20 protein-coding genes are annotated in these 16,795 nt (G+C 74.2%); 9 read left to right on the forward strand and 11 right to left on the reverse strand.

The window, feature by feature from the left end; translation table 11 throughout:
• Positions 1-31: 31 nt before the first annotated feature.
• Complete coding sequence (locus IE180_RS22350; protein ID WP_190158698.1) at positions 32-799, reverse strand: acyltransferase; 768 nt, start codon at positions 797-799, stop codon at positions 32-34.
• Between the two features lie 147 nt (positions 800-946).
• Here IE180_RS22350 and IE180_RS22355 point away from each other — a divergent pair, with 147 nt between their 5' ends.
• The gene (locus tag IE180_RS22355) at positions 947-1,474 is read left to right on the forward strand and encodes a gamma carbonic anhydrase family protein (protein WP_123458764.1); all 528 of its coding nucleotides are present in this window, start codon (positions 947-949) and stop codon (positions 1,472-1,474) included.
• A 180-nt stretch (positions 1,475-1,654) separates the two neighbouring features.
• On the opposite strand, the gene IE180_RS22360 is transcribed toward IE180_RS22355, so the two are convergent.
• A complete protein-coding gene (locus IE180_RS22360; RefSeq protein WP_190158699.1) occupies positions 1,655-2,308 on the reverse strand; it encodes a DedA family protein in 654 nt (217 codons plus the stop codon).
• 174 nt (positions 2,309-2,482) lie between these two features.
• Positions 2,483-2,935 carry a DUF4442 domain-containing protein gene (locus tag IE180_RS22365; RefSeq protein WP_190158700.1) on the reverse strand — a complete coding sequence of 151 codons (453 nt, stop codon included), beginning with the start codon at positions 2,933-2,935 and terminating at the stop codon, positions 2,483-2,485.
• 106 nt (positions 2,936-3,041) lie between these two features.
• Here IE180_RS22365 and IE180_RS22370 point away from each other — a divergent pair, with 106 nt between their 5' ends.
• Entirely contained in the window at positions 3,042-4,157 is a 1,116-nt protein-coding gene (locus IE180_RS22370; protein ID WP_190158701.1) for a DUF8017 domain-containing protein, read from the forward strand.
• Positions 4,158-4,268: 111 nt separating this feature from the next.
• Positions 4,269-5,591, forward strand: coding sequence for an MFS transporter (locus tag IE180_RS22375; RefSeq protein WP_190158702.1), 1,323 nt, complete (start codon positions 4,269-4,271; stop codon positions 5,589-5,591).
• Here the strand turns inward: IE180_RS22375 and IE180_RS22380 are convergent.
• The 3 genes from IE180_RS22380 to IE180_RS22390 all read right to left on the reverse strand — a co-directional run bounded on the left by IE180_RS22380 (position 5,553) and on the right by IE180_RS22390 (position 8,182).
• Positions 5,553-6,398, reverse strand: a complete 846-nt coding sequence (locus IE180_RS22380; protein ID WP_190158703.1) for a spermidine synthase — start codon at positions 6,396-6,398, stop codon at positions 5,553-5,555. The genes IE180_RS22375 and IE180_RS22380 overlap by 39 nt on opposite strands.
• Positions 6,399-6,562: 164 nt before the next feature.
• Positions 6,563-7,432, reverse strand: coding sequence for a patatin-like phospholipase family protein (locus tag IE180_RS22385; RefSeq protein ID WP_190158704.1), 870 nt, complete (start codon positions 7,430-7,432; stop codon positions 6,563-6,565).
• A 48-nt stretch (positions 7,433-7,480) separates the two neighbouring features.
• Positions 7,481-8,182 (reverse strand): DNA alkylation repair protein, encoded by a 702-nt coding sequence (locus IE180_RS22390; RefSeq protein ID WP_190158705.1) that lies wholly within the window; start codon positions 8,180-8,182, stop codon positions 7,481-7,483.
• 118 nt (positions 8,183-8,300) lie between these two features.
• Here IE180_RS22390 and IE180_RS22395 point away from each other — a divergent pair, with 118 nt between their 5' ends.
• Positions 8,301-9,056 (forward strand): TVP38/TMEM64 family protein, encoded by a 756-nt coding sequence (locus IE180_RS22395; RefSeq protein WP_190158706.1) that lies wholly within the window; start codon positions 8,301-8,303, stop codon positions 9,054-9,056.
• Positions 9,057-9,163: 107 nt separating this feature from the next.
• Positions 9,164-10,039, forward strand: a complete 876-nt coding sequence (locus tag IE180_RS22400; RefSeq protein ID WP_190158707.1) for an undecaprenyl-diphosphate phosphatase — start codon at positions 9,164-9,166, stop codon at positions 10,037-10,039.
• Between the two features lie 5 nt (positions 10,040-10,044).
• Here the strand turns inward: IE180_RS22400 and IE180_RS22405 are convergent, their stop codons facing one another.
• A complete protein-coding gene (locus IE180_RS22405) occupies positions 10,045-10,638 on the reverse strand; it encodes a flavin reductase family protein (protein WP_190158708.1) in 594 nt (197 codons plus the stop codon).
• A gap of 73 nt (positions 10,639-10,711) precedes the next feature.
• Here IE180_RS22405 and IE180_RS22410 point away from each other — a divergent pair, with 73 nt between their 5' ends.
• Positions 10,712-11,155: a nuclear transport factor 2 family protein gene (locus IE180_RS22410; RefSeq protein ID WP_190158709.1), complete on the forward strand. Its 444-nt coding sequence runs from the start codon at positions 10,712-10,714 to the stop codon at positions 11,153-11,155.
• 7 nt (positions 11,156-11,162) lie between these two features.
• On the opposite strand, the gene IE180_RS22415 is transcribed toward IE180_RS22410, so the two are convergent.
• Positions 11,163-12,068, reverse strand: coding sequence for a Gfo/Idh/MocA family protein (locus tag IE180_RS22415; protein ID WP_190158710.1), 906 nt, complete (start codon positions 12,066-12,068; stop codon positions 11,163-11,165).
• Between the two features lie 60 nt (positions 12,069-12,128).
• Complete coding sequence (locus IE180_RS22420) at positions 12,129-13,358, reverse strand: FAD-dependent monooxygenase (protein ID WP_190158711.1); 1,230 nt, start codon at positions 13,356-13,358, stop codon at positions 12,129-12,131.
• Positions 13,359-13,634: 276 nt separating this feature from the next.
• On the opposite strand from IE180_RS22420, the gene IE180_RS22425 reads away from it, so the two are divergent.
• The 3 genes from IE180_RS22425 to IE180_RS22435 all read left to right on the forward strand — a co-directional run bounded on the left by IE180_RS22425 (position 13,635) and on the right by IE180_RS22435 (position 15,502).
• Positions 13,635-14,252 (forward strand): TetR/AcrR family transcriptional regulator, encoded by a 618-nt coding sequence (locus tag IE180_RS22425; RefSeq protein WP_190158712.1) that lies wholly within the window; start codon positions 13,635-13,637, stop codon positions 14,250-14,252.
• Between the two features lie 127 nt (positions 14,253-14,379).
• Positions 14,380-14,916, forward strand: a complete 537-nt coding sequence (locus tag IE180_RS22430; protein ID WP_373302809.1) for a DinB family protein — start codon at positions 14,380-14,382, stop codon at positions 14,914-14,916.
• 106 nt (positions 14,917-15,022) lie between these two features.
• Positions 15,023-15,502, forward strand: a complete 480-nt coding sequence (locus IE180_RS22435; RefSeq protein ID WP_190158714.1) for a hypothetical protein — start codon at positions 15,023-15,025, stop codon at positions 15,500-15,502.
• A 7-nt stretch (positions 15,503-15,509) separates the two neighbouring features.
• Here IE180_RS22435 and IE180_RS22440 read toward each other — a convergent pair whose 3' ends face one another.
• A complete protein-coding gene (locus tag IE180_RS22440; protein ID WP_190158715.1) occupies positions 15,510-15,983 on the reverse strand; it encodes a hypothetical protein in 474 nt (157 codons plus the stop codon).
• A gap of 70 nt (positions 15,984-16,053) precedes the next feature.
• Entirely contained in the window at positions 16,054-16,737 is a 684-nt protein-coding gene (locus IE180_RS22445; protein ID WP_190158716.1) for a uracil-DNA glycosylase, read from the reverse strand.
• Positions 16,738-16,795 lie beyond the last annotated feature (58 nt).

Below are 16,795 nucleotides of genomic sequence, written 5' to 3' on the forward strand. Positions count from 1 at the left end.
GGGAACGGGCCGGATCAGGGAGCGGGGCGGATCAGGAGGGCACGGACTCGGAACTGCCCGCGCGCCGGGCCTCCCAGACCGCCAGCGCCGCGAGCTGCTCCGGGGTGACGTGCTCCGGGATCGGGGTCGGGGCGGGGGTGCGGAGCGGGGGCTGCCAGCCCTTCTCCCGGTCCCAGCTGCGGACGACCTTCGCCGGGGCGCCCGCCACGACCGAGTGGTCCGGGACCTCGCCGCGCACCACCGCGCCCGCCGCGACCACGACGTTGCGGCCGAGGCGCGCACCGGGAAGGACCACGGCGCCCGTGCCGAGCCAGCAGCCGGGGCCGATGGAGACGGGTTCCGAGCGGGGCCACTGGCGGCCGACGGGCTCGTCCGGGTCGTCGTAACTGTGGTTCGTCGAGGTGATGTAGACGTACGGGCCGCAGTACGTGTCCGAGCCGATCGTCACCTTCGCGTCGGCGATGACGTGGCTGCCCCGCCCGAGGACGACCCCGTCCCCCAGGGTCAGCACCGTGTCGGCCCCGAGGTCGAGGTCCGGCAGCATCCCCGCCGTCAGCGTGACCTGCTCGGCGATGATGCAGCACTCGCCGATCTCGATCCACGGCTCGCCGAAGACCGTGCCCTGCGGGAAGGCGAGCCGGGTGCCCGCGCCGAGGCGGCGGAAGCGCAGCTTCCCGGGATGCTCGGCGGTGACGGAACCGGCCCGCTGCACCCAGCGCCATCCGCCCTGCACGGCACGGGCGAGGACCCTGCGCCGCCAGGCGGCGAGGGATGAGAACGTGTTTCTGTTCCTGGGCACCCGGCCACCGTAGTCGGAGCCGTCGTGCCTGATCAGTGCGGTGCGCTGTGATGTCCGTCATGAGCACGGCATAGGCTGCGCCCGGGGGCACCCCCGGGCGTGACACGACGGCCGACGATCCCAGGATCCGACGATCAGGAGCGAACCATGACAGAGGCGTTGATCAAGGGAGTGGGCGGCAAGGAGCCGCGCATCGACCCGACCGCCTTCACCGCCCCGACCTCCGTGGTGCTCGGCGAGGTCACGCTCGGCGCCCGCGCCGGCATCTGGTACCACGCGGTGCTGCGGGCGGACTGCGGTCCGATCGCGATCGGCGAGGACTCCAACGTCCAGGACAACTGCACGGTCCACGTCGACCCCGGCTTCCCCGTCTCGATCGGGGACCGGGTGACCGTGGGACACAACGCGACCGTGCACGGCTGCGTGATCGAGGACGACGTGCTCGTCGGCATGGGCGCGACCGTCCTCAACGGGGCCCGGATCGGAGCCGGCTCGCTCGTCGCCGCCCAGGCGCTCGTCCCGCAGGGGATGGAGGTCCCGCCGGGCTCGCTGGTCGCGGGCGTCCCGGCGAAGGTGCGCCGTCCGCTGACCGACGAGGAGAAGGCGGGGATCCGTCTGAACGCCGAGATGTACCTGCACCTCGCCAAGGTCCACGCCGAGGCCTTCGAGGACTGAGGCCCGGTACGGCGGAGGGCGGCGCCGCACCACGGGGCCGCCCTCCGCCGCACGGAGCGGAGGGCGGGGCACCGCGGAGAGCGGGGGCACCGCACGACGGGAGCCGCGCGCCCACCGCACGGCGGAGGGCGGCACCCGTCCGGGGTGCCGCCCTCCGCTCCGTACGCGTGCGGTCCGCGCTCAGTCCGTCGCGGGGACCGGCTCCCGCTCCGCGGCCTCGGCCCGCTGCGCCGCCGCTTTCCTGGCGCGGTTCCTGACGACCAGCATCGAGGCGACGCCGATCAGCACGGCGAGGACGAGGCCCAGCCAGGAGAAGCGCTTGAGCCAGGCCTCGGCGACGACGCCGACCGAGTAGATGACGGCCGTGGTGCCGCCGGCCCACACGATGCCGCCGAGGACGTTGGCGATGAGGAACTTCCAGTACGGCATGTGCAGGACGCCCGCGAGCGGCCCCGCGAAGATGCGGAGGAGGGCGATGAAGCGGCCGAAGAAGACCGCCCACATGCCCCACTTCTGGAAGGACTGCTCGGCGAGCCCGACGTTGGCCTCGCTGAAGTGCTTGGGGAACTTCCCGCCCAGCCAGGCGAGCAGCGGCCGTCCGCCCTTGCGGCCGATCGCGTATCCGATCGAGTCGCCGACGATCGCGCCGGCGGTGGCGCAGGCGCCGAGGACGTACGGGTTGATGTCGCCGTGCTGCGAGGCGAGCAGCGCCGAGCTCACGAGCACGATCTCGCCGGGGAGCGGGATGCCCAGGCTCTCCAGCCCGATCACCACCGCCACAAGGACGTAGACGGCGACCGCGGGGATCGTCTCCAGCCACTCCTGGACGTGCAACGTGCTTCCTCCCGTATCGGCTGCTCGGCTGCTCGATGGCCCGGACTCACCTCGACGGGCACGCCGTCGAAGCCTACCCCGGCCGGTGGGACGAGGCCCTCGGTGAGCGCCGCCCCCCATACGGACGCCCCCGCACCCCGGAGGGTTGCGAGGGCGGCGCGCGGCGGTCCGGGATCAGGCGTTCGGGCGCAGGGTCCAGACGACGGTCATCTCGCCGGTCACGGCGCCGTCCTCGCGGGTGATGTCGATCCGCACGGGGAACTCCGGTCGCCGTCCGGCGTCGAGTTCGGCGACGACCTCGGCGGCCGGGCGGCCGAGGGTGGCGGTGGCCGTGACGACGCCCATGGCCAGCTTCTTGTAGCCGATCTCGGCCTTGACGGCGAGCGGGACCGCGCGGCCCAGCTGGTCGCCGAAGGCGGCGAGCACGATGGCGCCGCTGGCGGACTCGGCGAGGGTGAACATCGCTCCGGCGTGCGGGCCGCCGACGTGGTTGTGGTAGGCGGGCTGGTCCGGGAGGCGCACGACGGCGCGCTCGGCGGTGGTCTCCAGGAACTCCAGGTTCAGGGTTCCGGCCATGGGGACCGTGGCGGCGAGCATCTCGCCGACGGACATCTGGTCTGCGCTCATGGACCGTGATGTTACCCACCAGTAGCAGCCTTGGCCATCCCCCGCCCGGGCCCGGTCCGGGGGCGGGCGTGGTCGAGCGGCCCCCGCACCTCTATGGTTACTGGCCATGTGGCCAGGACAGCAGCCGCCCGGGGGCGAGCAGAACCCGCAGGACCAGAATCAGAACCCCTACCAGCAGTCGGGGTACCAGCAGCCGAACCCGTATCAGCAGCAGCCGGCCCAACCCGGGTATCCGCAGCAGCCGCCGACGCAGCCCGGCTACCCGCAGCAGCCGCCGGCCCAGCCGGGCTACCCGCAGCAGGGGTACGCCCAGCAGCCGGGCTACCCCAACCCGTACCAGCAGCCGACCGTGCCGCAGCAGTACGCGGTGCCCGGCCCCGGACAGCCCGGCGGGCCCGACGGCGGGAAGAAGAAGCAGACGACGCTCGTGGCGATCGTCGCCGCCACCGCCGTGGTCGTGGCGGCCGGAGTCACCGGCTTCCTCGTGCTCGGCAAGGACGACGACCGGAAGAACACCGCCGACGACCCCAAGCCGTCCGCCACCGCCTCCGCGGCGCCCTCGTCCGCCCCGGCGCCCTCCCCGAGCCAGTCGATCGCCAACCCGCGCGACGGCGCGGCGCAGCAGCCGACGATCCCCGGCTGGAAGGTCGTCTACAACCCGAAGTACGGCACCCTCTTCGACGTCCCGCCGGAGTGGGAGGTGCACAAGCCGGGCTCGATCACCTTCTTCGAGGACGAGAAGAAGGGCGGCGGCGTCCCGCTGGTCACGATGTCCAGCCCCACGAGCCTCAAGACCAAGTGGTGCGCCTACGACGTCGACAAGAACGGCACCGACGAGACCTGGAGCCTGGCCACCGCCGGCACCAAGGGCGGTCAGGGCGCCAAGGACACCGCGGCCGCCGCGCGCGGCGAGGCCGGCACGTGGGTGTGGGGCGGCTACGCCCAGCACATGCCGCAGAGCACCATCAAGATCACCAAACCCGTGCCGTACACCACGAAGTCCGGCCTCACCGGCAGCCTGGCGACCGCCACGGCGCCGGGCGTCAAGAAGCGCAACAGGTGCGAGACGGACGGCAAGTCCTACGCCTTCACCTTCAAGAACACGGCAGGCGACTTCTCGACCTGGGTGCTCTACGGGGCCGACGGCGTCAAGGACGAGCTGCCCGACGCCACGATCCGGCAGATCCTCTCCACGGTCCGGCTCGCCCCCTCCGCGTCCTGACCACCCGTCCGCCGGGGCCGCCGTGCCGGCCCCGGCGGACGGCTCCCAAAGGCCGGCGGACCTCCCGATATCCGGTTGGCAGCACGGGGAGGAGCCGGGGATAGTCCCGGGGTGACATCACCCGCCGCCTCCCCCCGCCAGGCACCGTCCCGCTCCCGCCGCCCCGAGTGGGCCGGCCGCAACTACCTCCTGCTCACCGCCGCCACCGTCGTGACCAACCTCGGCACGCACGGCGCGCTGATCGCCACGACCTGGGCGGTCTTCGACGCCGGGGGCGACGCCGGCGACGTGGGCCTGGTGGCCATGGCGCGTTTCGCGCCCCTGGTCCTCTTCCTTCTCATCGGCGGCGCAGTGGCCGACCGGATGCCCCGGCACCGGGTGATGGTCGCCGCCAACGCCCTCAACTGCGTCTCGCAGGCCGCCTTCGCCGCCCTCGTGCTCTCCGGTGAGGCCCGCGTCTGGCAGATGATGGTGCTCACCGCGCTCTGCGGCACCGGCCAGGCCTTCTTCAACCCGGCGGCCGAAGGCATGCTCATGTCCAGCGTCAGCGGCGAGCAGGCGAGCCGTGCCTTCGCCGTCTTCCGGATGGCGATGCACGGCGCCGCCATCGGCGGCGCGGCGCTCGGCGGCGCGCTCGTCGCCTTCGTCGGACCGGGCTGGGTGCTCGCGATCGACGCGGTCGCCTTCGCCGTCGCGGGCGGCCTGCGCGCCTTCCTCGACGTGAGCGGCATCCCGGACCGCGCGCCCGGCGGCGGGCTCTTCGCCGATCTTCGGGAGGGCTGGCGGGAGTTCGTCGGCCGGCCCTGGCTGTGGTCGGTCGTCGCGCAGTTCTCGGTGGTGGTGGCCCTGATCGGGGCGGTCGAGGCGGTGTACGGACCACTGGTCGCCCGGGACGCGCTGGGCGGCTCGCGCCCCTGGGGCATCGCGCTCGCCGCGTACGGGGCGGGAACGGTCGCGGGCGCCGTCCTGATGACCCGGTGGAAACCGCGCCGGATGCTCTTCGTCGGCACCCTGTGCGTCTTCCCGATCGCCCTGCCCTCCGCCGCGCTCGCCGTGCCGCTGGACGCGGCCGGTCTGACGGCGGCGATGTTCGTCAGCGGGACGGCGATCGAGGTCTTCGGCGTCTCGTGGATGACGACCATGCACCAGGAGATCCCGGAGGAGAAGCTGTCCCGGGTCTCGGCGTACGACTGGTTCGGCTCGACGGCGCTGCTGCCGCTGTCCACGGCCCTGGCGGGCCCGGCGGAGAGCGCCTTCGGCCGGAGCGAGGCGCTGTGGGGCGCGGCGGCGCTGATGACGGTCGTCACCGCGCTCGTCCTCCTGGTGCCGGACGTACGGAACCTGACGCGCCGTCCGCACCCGAAGCGGGTCGCGGGCGTCCCCGCCCCCGGCGCCTCAGCCGATGCCGAAGGCGCCCTCCGGGGGAACGGGTGACGGAACGGCCCCGGCGTCGAGGACCGGTCGCGCGTCGCCGGTGAACCGGTCGAGCGTCTTCCCGTGCTCCACGCGCGCGGGGAAGGCGTCGGCCGCCGCGCGCCGCGCGAGGCGGGCGGTGTCGATCTCCTCCCCGGAGGCGACGAGCACCGCGTTCCCGAAGCGGCGGCCGCGCAGCACGGCGGGCTCCGCGACGAGCGCCCGTTCGGGGAAGACGAGGGCGAAGGTGGCGAGCTGGGAGCGGAGGAAGGCGAAGGGCGCGCCGTCGGCCAGGTTGGCGGCGTAGAGGCCGCCGGGCCGCAGGACGCGCCGGACCTCGTGCGCGTACTCGACGGAGGTGAGGTGCGCGGGCACGCGCGAGCCGCCGAAGACGTCGCCCACGATCAGATCGGCCGAGGCGTCCGGCGCGGCCTCCAGCCAGGCGCGGGCGTCCGCGGCGTGCACGGTGGTCCCCGAGCCCCCGGGCAGCGGCAGGTGCTCCTCGACCAGGGCGAGCAGCCCCCGGTCGGCCTCGACGACGTCCTGACGGGAGCCGGGCCGGGTGACGGCGACGTACCGGGGCAGGGAGAGCGCCCCGCCGCCCAGGTGGAGGACGTCGAGGGGCGCCCCGGGTTCGGCGGCGCCGTCGACGACGTGGGCGAGGCGCCGCGCGTACTCGAACTCCAGGTACGCCGGATCGTCCAGGTCGACGTACGACTGCGGCGCGCCGTCGACCGTCAGGAGCCAGGCCCGCTCCCGGTCCACGTCGGGCATGAGGCGTGCGGTGCCCTGGTCGACCTCGCGGATGACGGGGATGTGCTCGTTCACGCCCTCATTGTCACCCGGTCGGAGGACGACGACGGCCTCGGCGTCCCCCGGCCCGCCCGACCCGGGCCCCTCACCCGACCCGCCCCGCCGCCCGACCCGCTCGTCCCTCGGCCCGTCACCCGGCCCGCCCCGCCGCCCGGCCCGCCCGTTCCTCGGCCCGCCCGTCACCTGGCCCAGACCGCGGCGACGGCCTCGGCGTGGGAGGCGGCCTGGGTCCGCCCGGCGCGGGCCGCGGCGGCCCGGTGCGCGGGGTCCAGCACGTTGCGCCCGATCGCCTTGCGGGAGGCCTCGTCGGGGGTGATCACCTCGACGAGGGCCCCGGCGGCGGCGAGGTCGGCGCCCTGCCGGGCCGGGGAGGGCACGGCCTTGCCGCCCCGGGCACTGGGAGCGACGACGACGACCCGGTCGTAGCCGGCGGCGAGGTGGGCGTTGGCCGGGGAGTGGATGCCGCCGTCGATCCAGCGGCGCCCCTCGATCGTCGCCGGGGGCCAGACGCCGGGGACGGCGCAGCTCGCGGTGACGGCGTCGGTCAGCGGGACGCCGCTGCCCTCGTCGTACACGGCGAGTTCGCCGGTCTCGGCGTCGACCGCGGTGATCAGCAGCGGCCGCGCGGGCCAGTCGGCGGCCCGGCCGAGCCGCCGGGCGACGGTCGCGCGGCGGTCCGCCTCGGCCACGGTGGGGGCGGCGAGGGCGAGCCGGCCGAGCCTGCGCCCGTACTCCTCCGGGGTCCGGGAACGGAGGACGGCGAGGGCGTACCGGAGGACCGTCGGGATCCCGAGCCGGGCGGCGGACTCGGTGGCCTGCCCGTCGAGCTGGTCCTCGTACAGGGCGTCGAGCCCGCCCCGGCCGGAGGCGAGCCGTGCCCCGACGACGGCCCCCGCGGAGCTCCCGACGATCAGATCGGCGGTCGTCAGATCGACCCCGGCGTCGAGGAGCCCGCGCAGCACCCCGGCCTCCCACCCCGCCCCGACGAGCCCTCCGGCCCCCAGGACCAGTGCCGTCCGCTTCCCCGCCCGCTTCTCCGTCCGTGTCATGTACCGAGTCTGGCGCAGGAGTTGGCCCGGCCCGTGACCGGGGTGGGCTCAGAGGTTCTTGAGGGCCTCGCGGACGGAGAGCGGGGAGAGACGGGAGCCGTGGGCGGTGACGAAGGCGCGGACCTCGGCGGGGGCCGTCCTGCCGTACTCGCGCAGGCTCCAGCCGATGGCCTTGCGGACGAAGAAGTCGGGGTGGGCCGAGCGGCGCAGGCAATGGGCGAAGAGCCGGTCCGCGTCGGTGGCGTCCTTGAAGCGCAGCTGGTGGAGGAGGGCGGTGCGGGCGACCCACGGGTCCTCGTCGTCGATCCACACGTCCATCTCCGCGGCGAGGGCGGGATCGGCCGCGACCAGGCCGCCGACGACGTGGGCGGCGAGGTGGTCGACCGTGTCCCACCAGGAGACGGTGGTGACGAGCCGGCGGGCGACCGGCAGGAAGCCCGAGGAGCAGCGCTTCACGTGCCGGCGCAGGTAGTCGACGGCGAAGTAGTGGTACTCCCGCTCCGGGAGGGCGAAGCAGCGCAGGGCGATGGCGGCGCAGTCGGTCTCGTCGGGCCGCGGGGTGCCGTCGAGGACCGTGCGGGACAGGGCGCGGCGCTCGGGCGTGCGGATGCCGAGGAAGGGAGCCGCGCCCTTCATGTACGCGACCATCTCCTGGGCCCGGAAGGGGTTCCCCGCGGCGGGGTAGACGGTGGTGAGCCGCTCCAGGAGGGTGTCGGCGAGGGCGCTCGCGGGCGGCGGGGTGTCGGTCACGGGTCCCTCTCGGTCACGGTGCGCCCCTCGGGGCGCACCGGATGGATCCGGGAGCGCGCCCGGGCGGACATGACGTACATTACGGCGCTCCTACGGACGCGTCCGTTACCCTCCCCGAATGCTCGCTCCCGTCCCCCGGCCGCCGGGCTCCCTCGCCCTCCGCTGTTCCCGGGCCCTGCTCTCCCCCCGCTCGCGGCTGTCGCTGCTCGCGCTCCTGCTGCTCACGGCCGCCTCCCTCGTGGTCCTCTACCAGCCGCAGCGGATGCTCGCCTCGGGCTGGCCGCCGCACACGAGCGGCGCCGGGGCGGTGCTGCTCTTCGGCCTGGCGTACGGGGTGTGCGCGGCGGCCTTCGTACCGCGTCCGGTGCTCAACCTGGCGGCGGGCGCGCTCTTCGGCGCCGCGGCCGGTCTGACGGGGGCGCTCGCGGGGACGGTGCTCGGCGCGGGGATCGCCTTCACCCTCGGCCGGGTCCTGGGGCAGGACGCGCTGCGGCCGCTGGTGCGGGGCCGCTGGCTGACGGCGGCGGACGGGCAGCTGAGCCGGCACGGATTCCGTTCGATGCTGGCGGTCCGGCTCTTCCCCGGGGTGCCGTTCGCGGCGGCCAACTACTGCGCGGCCGTCTCGCGGATGCGGTACGTCCCCTTCCTGGTCGCGACGGCGCTCGGCTCCCTGCCGAACACGGCGGCGTACGTGGTGGCGGGCGCCCAGGCCGGTTCGCCGGGCTCGCCGGCGTTCCTCCTGTCGGCGGGGTTCATCGTCCTGTCGGGCCTCGGCGCGGCGGCGGTGGCCTGGCGCAAGCGGCACGGTCTGCGGGCCGCCGCTCCCGCTCCGGCCCGGGAGCCCGGACCGGAGCGGGAGCCGGTGCTCCCGTAGGGCGTCCCGCCGCGCGACCGGCCTCGCCACGGGCCCGTCATCTTGGGCATGTACGCTGCGCTCGACCTTCTGACCGCACACGTACATAACGGGACGGCCCTAGCCCCATGAGTTGGTTCGAATCGTTCATCCTGGGACTCGTCCAGGGGCTGACGGAGTTCCTTCCCATCTCCTCCAGCGCGCACCTCCGCCTCACGGCGGCGTTCGCCGGCTGGGAGGACCCGGGTGCGGCCTTCACCGCGATCACCCAGATCGGCACGGAGACGGCGGTCCTGATCTACTTCCGCAAGGACATCGCCCGGATCGTCTCGGCCTGGTTCCGCTCCCTCACGAACAAGGCGATGCGCTCCGACCACGACGCCCAGATGGGCTGGCTGGTGATCGTCGGCTCGATCCCGATCGGCGTCCTCGGCGTCACGCTCAAGGACCAGATCGAGGGCCCCTTCCGCGATCTGCGGATCACGGCGACCACCCTCATCGTGATGGGCGTCGTCCTCGGCGTCGCCGACCGGCTCGCCGCCCGGGACGAGATAGGCGGCCGGCACCGCGCGATGCGCGAGCGCAAGACGCTCAAGGACCTCGGGGTGAAGGACGGTCTGATCTACGGCCTCTGCCAGGCGATGGCGCTGATTCCGGGCGTCTCCCGCTCGGGTGCGACGATCTCCGGCGGTCTGTTCATGGGCTACACCCGCGAGGCGGCGGCCCGGTACTCCTTCCTCCTCGCCATCCCGGCGGTGCTCGCCTCCGGCGCGTTCGAGCTGAAGGACGCGGGCGAGAGCGGCCACGTCTCCTGGGGCCCGACGATCTTCGCCACGGTCATCGCCTTCGCCGTCGGCTACGCGGTGATCGCGTGGTTCATGAAGTTCATCACCACCAAGTCCTTCATGCCGTTCGTGATCTACCGGATCCTGCTCGGCATCCTGCTCATCGTGCTGGTCTCGGCCGGCGTGCTCAGCCCGCACGCCGGCGAGTCCGCCGGCTGAGGACCTCAGGCCCGGTGGGGCACCCGGGCGATCTCCTCGATGCCGCCCAGGGTGCCCCACTCGTTCTTGCCGAGCCGGGACAGCGGGCGCATCAGGGTCATCTCGGGGTGGCCGTCGACCATGACGGACTCGTCGACCGCCGCGTGCACGACCCGGCCGAAGACGACCGTGGAGTCGCCGATCCGCAGCGTGCTGTGCAGTTCGCACTCCAGGGCCACCGGCGACCGGGCGACCCGCGGCGGCTTCACCCGCAGGCTCGGCTCCCGCTCGATGCCGCACGCGTCGAACTCGCTCACCCCGCGCGGGAAGTCCGTCGCCGTGGCGTTGATCCGCTCGAAGAGCCCCTCGGGGGCGAGGTTCACCACGAACTCCCCCGTCTCCTCCACGTTGCGCAGCGAGTCCTTGCGCCCGACCGAGGTGAACTGCACGACCGGCGGCGCGACCGAGGAGATGGTGAAGAAGGAGTGCGGGGCGAGGTTGTCCGTGCCGTCGGCCGAGGCCGTGGACACCCAGGCGATCGGCCGGGGGACGACGGTGGCCGTCAGCAGCCGGTAGAAGGAGGTGCGGTCGGTCAGACCGGGATCGATGTTCACGCGCATGGCGGCCAGTATGACCGGCGGCGACCGGCGCACACCCCTTGGCCCCCGGCGCCCGCTGCCCGACACTGAGCCGATGACGCAGCGCGTGGACCTCGCGACCGTGATGGACCGATTCGCCCTCGACGACCTGGTCACCGGCTACGCGGCGGCCGTGGACGAGGGCGACTGGAACGCCTACCGGGGGCTGTTCGCCCCGGACGGCAGGGCCGACTACCGGGGCTCGGGCGGGATCGAGGGGCCGGCGGCGGAGGTCGCCGACTGGCTGGCCGCGACGCTGCCCCTCTTTCCCGTACGCCAGCACCTCATCGTGAACCGGCGGGTGCGGTTCCGGGAGCCGGGCGGGTATCCGGAGACCGGGGACCGGGCGGACATCGGCGCCGACTACGTCAACCCGATGCGGTTCGCCACCGGCGAGGACTTCGTCTGCGGCGGGCGCTACGCCTTCGCGGCACGGCGCACCGCCGACGGCTGGCGGCTCGCCTCGGTCGTCGTCGACGAGCGCTGGCGCCGCGCCTGACGTGCGGTCAGGACGCCTGGGCGAGCGCTTCGCGGACGACGCGTTCGCACATCTCGTGGGTGAGCAGGGCGTCCCGGGCGCTGAGCACCCGGCCGTCCCGTACCGAGTCGAGGAAGGCGAGGACCGCCTGCTCGATGCCGCGCTGCCGGGCCACGGGCACCCAGTCGCCGCGGCGGCGCACGGTCGGCTGCCCCTTGTGGTCGACGACCTCGGCGAGGTTGAGGACCTGGCGCTTGGTGTCCTGGCCGGAGACCTCCAGGATCTCTTCGGTGGAGCCGTTCATCCGGTTCATCATGCCGATGGCGGTGAACCCGTCGCCGGAGAGCTGGAGCACCACGTGGTGCATGAGCCCCTCGCGGATCCGGGCGCGCACGTCGATGTGCTCGACCTCGCCGGGCAGCAGGAAGCGCAGGGTGTCGACGACGTGGATGAAGTCGTCGAGGACGAGGGTGCGGGGGTCCTCGGGCAGGCCGATGCGGTTCTTCTGGAGGAGGATCAGCTCGCGAGGGTGCTCCAGGCACTGGGCGTAGCCGGGGGCGAGGCGCCGGTTGAAGCCGACGGCGAGGCTGACGGAGCGCTTCTCGGCGAGTTCCACGATCTGCTCGGAGTCGGCGTACTCGTACGCGAGGGGCTTGTCGACGTACGTGGGGACGCCGGCTTCGATCAGCCGGCCGGCGATCTCGGCGTGGGCCGCGGTGGAGGCGTGGACGAAGGCCGCGTCGAGCCCGGCGGAGAGCAGCGAGTCGAGGTCGCGGTGGCGCCGGTCGGCGGGCAGGTGCAGGGTGTCGGCCACCCGCTTCAGGGTCGCCGGGGTGCGGGTCTGGAGGTGGAGGTCGACCCCGGGAAGGGTGCCGAGGACGGGGAGGTAGGCCTTCTGCGCGATGTCGCCGAGTCCGATGCAGCCAACCTTCACGGGGTCTCCCTTGTCGTCGTTCGCCGGCCCTGGCCGTACGGGCCGTTCGCGCCGGTCAGCTTACGCGGGGCGGGTCGCGTCCCCGGGCGAGGGGACGGGGTCGGCGGGCGGGTTCCAGTCGCAGATGCCGTCGAAGCCGCGCAGGGCGAGGCCGGGCCCGAAGCGGGAGGCGGCGCCGACGGCCGCGGCGCGGAGGGCGACGGCGGGGCGGGCGGAGAGCATGGTGATCGCGCCGGTGCGGGCGGCCCTGCGGACGATGGCGGTGGTGCGCGGCAACCGGTCGGCGGTGTACGCGGCGAGTGCGCGGCCCGGGACGAAGCCGGGGGCGGTGCGGGCGTGGTGGGCGAGGACGACGGCGTCCTCGACCGCCTGGTTCCCGCCCTGGCCGAGGCTCGGCATCATCGCGTGCGCGGCGTCGCCGAGGAGGGCGACCCTGCCCCGGTGGAAGGCGGGCAGCGGGTCGGGCAGGTGGTGGACGTCGTGCCGCAGGATCCGGTCGGGGGCGACTCCGGCCAGGATCTCGGGGACGGGGTGGTGCCAGTCCCCGAAGAGCCGGAGCAGTTCGGCCCTCTCGTCGTCGGGCGCGTGGACGCTGGCGGGGGCCACGGCCATGGCGTACGCGTAGACCCGGCCGTCCTTGAGGGGCTGGCTGCCCCACAGCCGGCCGGCGCCCCAGGTCTCGTGCGGGGCGAAGGGCCGGGCGGGCGCGGGGACGACGAGGCGCCAGCTGGTGCTGCCGGAGTAGCGGGGGCCGGGGTGGCCGGGGAAGAGCGTCCGGCGGGTCTCCGAGTGGATGCCGTCGGCGGCGACGACGAGTTCGGCCTCGATCCCGCCCCGGTCCGCGGTCCCGGTGCCCGGGGCGGTGAGCCGGGCGGGGCGCTGGTCGTCGCCGGGGTCGGTGACGGTGGCGGTCACGCCCGTGCGGACGACGCCCTCGGGGAGGGCGGAGAGGAGGATGTCGACGAGGGCGGCCCGGTGGAGGAGGACGAGGGGGCCGCCGAAGCGAGCGGCGGCGGCCCCGGCGTCGGTGCGGGAGAGCCAGCGGCCGCCGGGGGTGCGCAGGCCGCCGTCGCCCTGCCAGGCGGAGAGTGCGCGGACGCGGTGGCCGAGGCCGATGACGTCGAGGGCGCGCTGGGCGTTGGGGGCGAGGGCGATGCCGGCGCCGACGGGGGTGAGGGCGGTGGCGCGTTCGAGGAGGGTGACCTGCCAGCCGCGCCGGTGCAGGGCGACGGCGGCGGTGAGACCGCCGATTCCGGCTCCGACGATGACGGCGCGGTGCTGCTGTTCCATGGCTGCTCCTCGGTTCGGGCGGGTGGGGCGGGCCGGAGGGGCGGGGCGACCTGGTCGAGCCCCTGGCCGGGTCGGGTCGGATCGACCGGGCCGGGTCGCATCGACCAGGTCGGTCGGGTCGGACCAGGCCGGATCGGGCCGGGCCAGGTCGGGTCGGACCAGGTCGGGTCGGGCGGGCCCAGGCCGGGCCGGGCCGGTCGGGAACTACAGGTGTAGTGACCCCTTCCGGTCGCGACCGTACTACAGGTGTAGTCACGCCGGTAGTAGATTGCCCCCATGACCCGAACCACCGCCGGGACCCCCACCCCGGAGACCGCCGTCTCCCGCGCCGCGCGGATCGGCGACGCCGCGCTCGCCCTCCTCGTCGAGCGCGGGATGCGGGGCCTGACCCACCGCGCCGTGGACGAGCGGGCCGGGCTGCCGCAGGGTTCGACGTCCAACCACGCCCGCACCCGCCAGGCCCTCCTGGAGACGGCCGTGCGGCGCCAGGTCCAGCGGGAGGCCGAGGTCCTCACCCCGCACGAACTGCCCGGCCCGGAGAGCGGCGGCGACGCGCTGGTCGACGCGCTCGCCCTCGCCCTGCACCGCTATCTCACCGACCACCGCTCCCTGCTCGTCTCCCGCTACGAGCTCGCCCTGGAGGCCACCCGCCGGCCCGAACTGCGCACCTTCTTCGACTCGGCCGGCTCGACGTTCCACGCCCCGCTGATCGCGATGATGGCGGCGGCCGGTTCCGCGGAGCCCGAACGGCACGCGCTCTCGCTGATCGCCTGGAGCGAGGGGGTGATGTTCTCCTGCGCGGCGGGCTCCTTCCACGCGGCCGTGCCGAGCCGCACCGAACTGCGCACCGGCATCGACGAGCTGATGCGCGGCATGCTCGGCGACCTCGCCTGACACGGGCTGCCGACGGCGGACCCGGCAGGTCGTGGAACCCCCGGACGGCGTCGTGCCGTTCGGGCCGGGCTCGCGGGGCCCGAACGGCACGACGCCCCCCTGGCGCCGCCCGCGATCATGGGAGACGATGCCGCCCATGACCACCGAACGCACCGAAACCACCCCGCGCGTCGACCCGTCCACCACCACGGGCGAGCGCGAGGCGCTGGAACAGTGGCTCGACTTCCACCGCGCGACCCTCGCGATGAAGTGCGAGGGGCTCGACGACGCCCAGCTGCGCACTCCGTCCGCCCCGCCCTCGGACCTCAACCTGCTGGGTCTGGTCCGGCACATGGCCGAGGTCGAACGCGGCTGGTTCCGCCGTGTCCTGGCCGGCGAGAAGGCGGAGTGGATCTACTCGACGGAGGAGGACCACGACCGGGACATCCACGTCACGGACGAGGACACCTACGAGGAGGCCCACGCCACCTGGCAGGCCGAGATCGCGCACGCGCGCACCCTGGCCGCCGGCCGCGACCTCGACGACCTGGGCGTGGGCGACCACCGCAGCGGCGAGACCTTCAACCTCCGGTGGATCTACCTCCACATGATCGAGGAGTACGCCCGCCACAACGGCCACGCGGACCTCCTCCGCGAGCGCATCGACGGCGCGACCGGGGACTGACCCCGGCCGGGCCGGTCAAGACCGGGCCCCGCACGCCTCACCCGTGCGGGGCATTCCCCGCCGGTAGGGGCGCGAAGATCGCGTACGGACCAGCAGAGTTGCGCGGGTGCATGGAACCCGAACAACAGCGAAGATCCTGGTCGGGGCGGCGGTCGCCGCCCTGGCGGGCTGCGTCTCGGTGGACGCCCCGCCGACGGCGCCCACCCCCGCGCCCGCGCCCGACATCGCCCCCGCCCACGACGTGGCACCGCAGATCGTCGAGGGCCCGGCCCGCGAGGCCCTCGAAGCGGCGCTCCCGGCTCCCCCGTCGTCCGCCGCGCCCCGCGCGGCACCTCCGGCGGCGCAGCACCGGCGGACGGTGACGCCGTCCCGTCCGGAGGAACCGCGGCCCGCCCCCGTGCCGCGGCAGCACGAGCGTCCGCGCCCGGCGGCCCGGCCGGACCTTTCCGTACCGCCGAAGCTCACGGAGTTACCGGGGAACCCCCCGGTCTCCCGGGCGGACGTCTGCGACCTGGGCGAACGGTACGGCGGCTGGGACCCCGGCAGCGTCCAGGCCAGGATCTGTCACGGCGCGTACGACCGGTGAGCCCCCGTCACGCGTCCCCGAGCCGCAGCTCCAGACGCTCGATCGCGGCCCGCACCCCGTTCCCGTAACCGTCGTCGTCGAGGTGGTCCGAAGCGGCGCGGGCCCGGTCCAGATGGACCCGCGCGGCGTCGGGCCGCCGGAGCTTGACGTAGTCGGCGGCCAGGTTGAGGTGGAGCGAGGGATAGAGCGCCCGGAGGGCGGCCGCCGAGTCGTGCGCGGCGAGCCGCTCCTCGGCGAGCCCCTCGGCCGCGCTCAGCGCCCGCAGGTCCCAGGCCAGCTCGGCGTCGGGGTCGTCCTGGGCGTCCGCCATGTAGTGCGCGAGGGTGCAGCGGTGCAGGGGGTCGCCGTCCGGGCCGATCTGCTGCCACAGCAGCCCGAAGCGGTTGCGGGCCTCCTCGCGGTCGCCGCCGTGGAGCAGCATCATGGCCTGCCCGATCCTGGTCATGACCCCGTCGTCCGACACCTGCTGCTGCTCGGTCACCGCGACCTCCACCCGCTCACCCACTGGGAGTGACGACGCTAGCCGCACCCGGCCCTGATCGGGCCGAGGCTCAGCCGAGGTCGGGGATGCGCCAGTCGATCGGCTCGTGGCCCTGGGCCGCCACGGCCTCGTTGATCTGGGTGAAGGGGCGCGATCCGAAGAACTTCTTCGCCGACAGGGGCGAGGGATGGGCGCCCTTCACCACCACGTGCCGCTCCTGGTCGATGAGCGGCAGCTTCTTCTGCGCGTAGTTGCCCCACAGGACGAAGACGGCCGGGTCGGGGCGCGAGGCGACGGCGGTGATCACCGCGTCGGTGAACTTCTCCCAGCCCTTGCCCTTGTGCGAGTTCGCCTCGCCGGAGCGGACCGTCAGCACGGCGTTGAGCAGCAGGACGCCCTGCTCGGCCCACGGCATCAGATAGCCGTTGTCCGGGATCGGGTGACCGAGCTCCTCGTGCATCTCCTTGTAGATGTTCCGCAGGGAGGGCGGGGTCTTCACCCCGGGGCGGACGGAGAAGCAGAGGCCGTGGCCCTGCCCCTCGCCGTGGTAGGGGTCCTGACCGAGGATCAGGACCTTCACCTTGTCGTACGGGGTGGCGTCGAGGGCGGCGAAGACCTCGTCCTTCGGGGGGAAGACCGGCCCCTTGGCGCGCTCCTCCTCGACGAACTCGGTGAGCCGGGCGAAGTACGGCTTCTGCAGCTCCTCGCCGAGGACACCGCGCCAGGACTCGGGCAGCATGCTGGTGTCGGTCACGGTCAACAACCTCCGGTGGACGTTCCTGTTACTCCGTCCGAAAACCTACCGGGGGCCA

This window comes from Streptomyces litmocidini (genome assembly GCF_014649755.1).
In the GTDB taxonomy this organism is placed as follows: Bacteria; Actinomycetota; Actinomycetes; order Streptomycetales; family Streptomycetaceae; genus Streptomyces; species Streptomyces litmocidini.

Excerpts from the sequence above, each read along its gene's own strand:
- IE180_RS22355 (WP_123458764.1), top strand. The coding sequence starts at position 947 with ATGACAGAGGCGTTGATCAAGGGAGTGGGCGGCAAGGAGCCGCGCATC.
- IE180_RS22365 (WP_190158700.1), bottom strand. The coding sequence starts at position 2,935 with ATGAGCGCAGACCAGATGTCCGTCGGCGAGATGCTCGCCGCCACGGTC.
- IE180_RS22370 (WP_190158701.1), top strand. The coding sequence starts at position 3,042 with ATGTGGCCAGGACAGCAGCCGCCCGGGGGCGAGCAGAACCCGCAGGAC.
- IE180_RS22385 (WP_190158704.1), bottom strand. The coding sequence starts at position 7,432 with ATGACACGGACGGAGAAGCGGGCGGGGAAGCGGACGGCACTGGTCCTG.
- IE180_RS22395 (WP_190158706.1), top strand. The coding sequence starts at position 8,301 with ATGCTCGCTCCCGTCCCCCGGCCGCCGGGCTCCCTCGCCCTCCGCTGT.
- IE180_RS22400 (WP_190158707.1), top strand. The coding sequence starts at position 9,164 with ATGAGTTGGTTCGAATCGTTCATCCTGGGACTCGTCCAGGGGCTGACG.
- IE180_RS22405 (WP_190158708.1), bottom strand. The coding sequence starts at position 10,638 with ATGCGCGTGAACATCGATCCCGGTCTGACCGACCGCACCTCCTTCTAC.
- IE180_RS22410 (WP_190158709.1), top strand. The coding sequence starts at position 10,712 with ATGACGCAGCGCGTGGACCTCGCGACCGTGATGGACCGATTCGCCCTC.
- IE180_RS22420 (WP_190158711.1), bottom strand. The coding sequence starts at position 13,358 with ATGGAACAGCAGCACCGCGCCGTCATCGTCGGAGCCGGAATCGGCGGT.
- IE180_RS22425 (WP_190158712.1), top strand. The coding sequence starts at position 13,635 with ATGACCCGAACCACCGCCGGGACCCCCACCCCGGAGACCGCCGTCTCC.
- IE180_RS22430 (WP_373302809.1), top strand. The coding sequence starts at position 14,380 with ATGCCGCCCATGACCACCGAACGCACCGAAACCACCCCGCGCGTCGAC.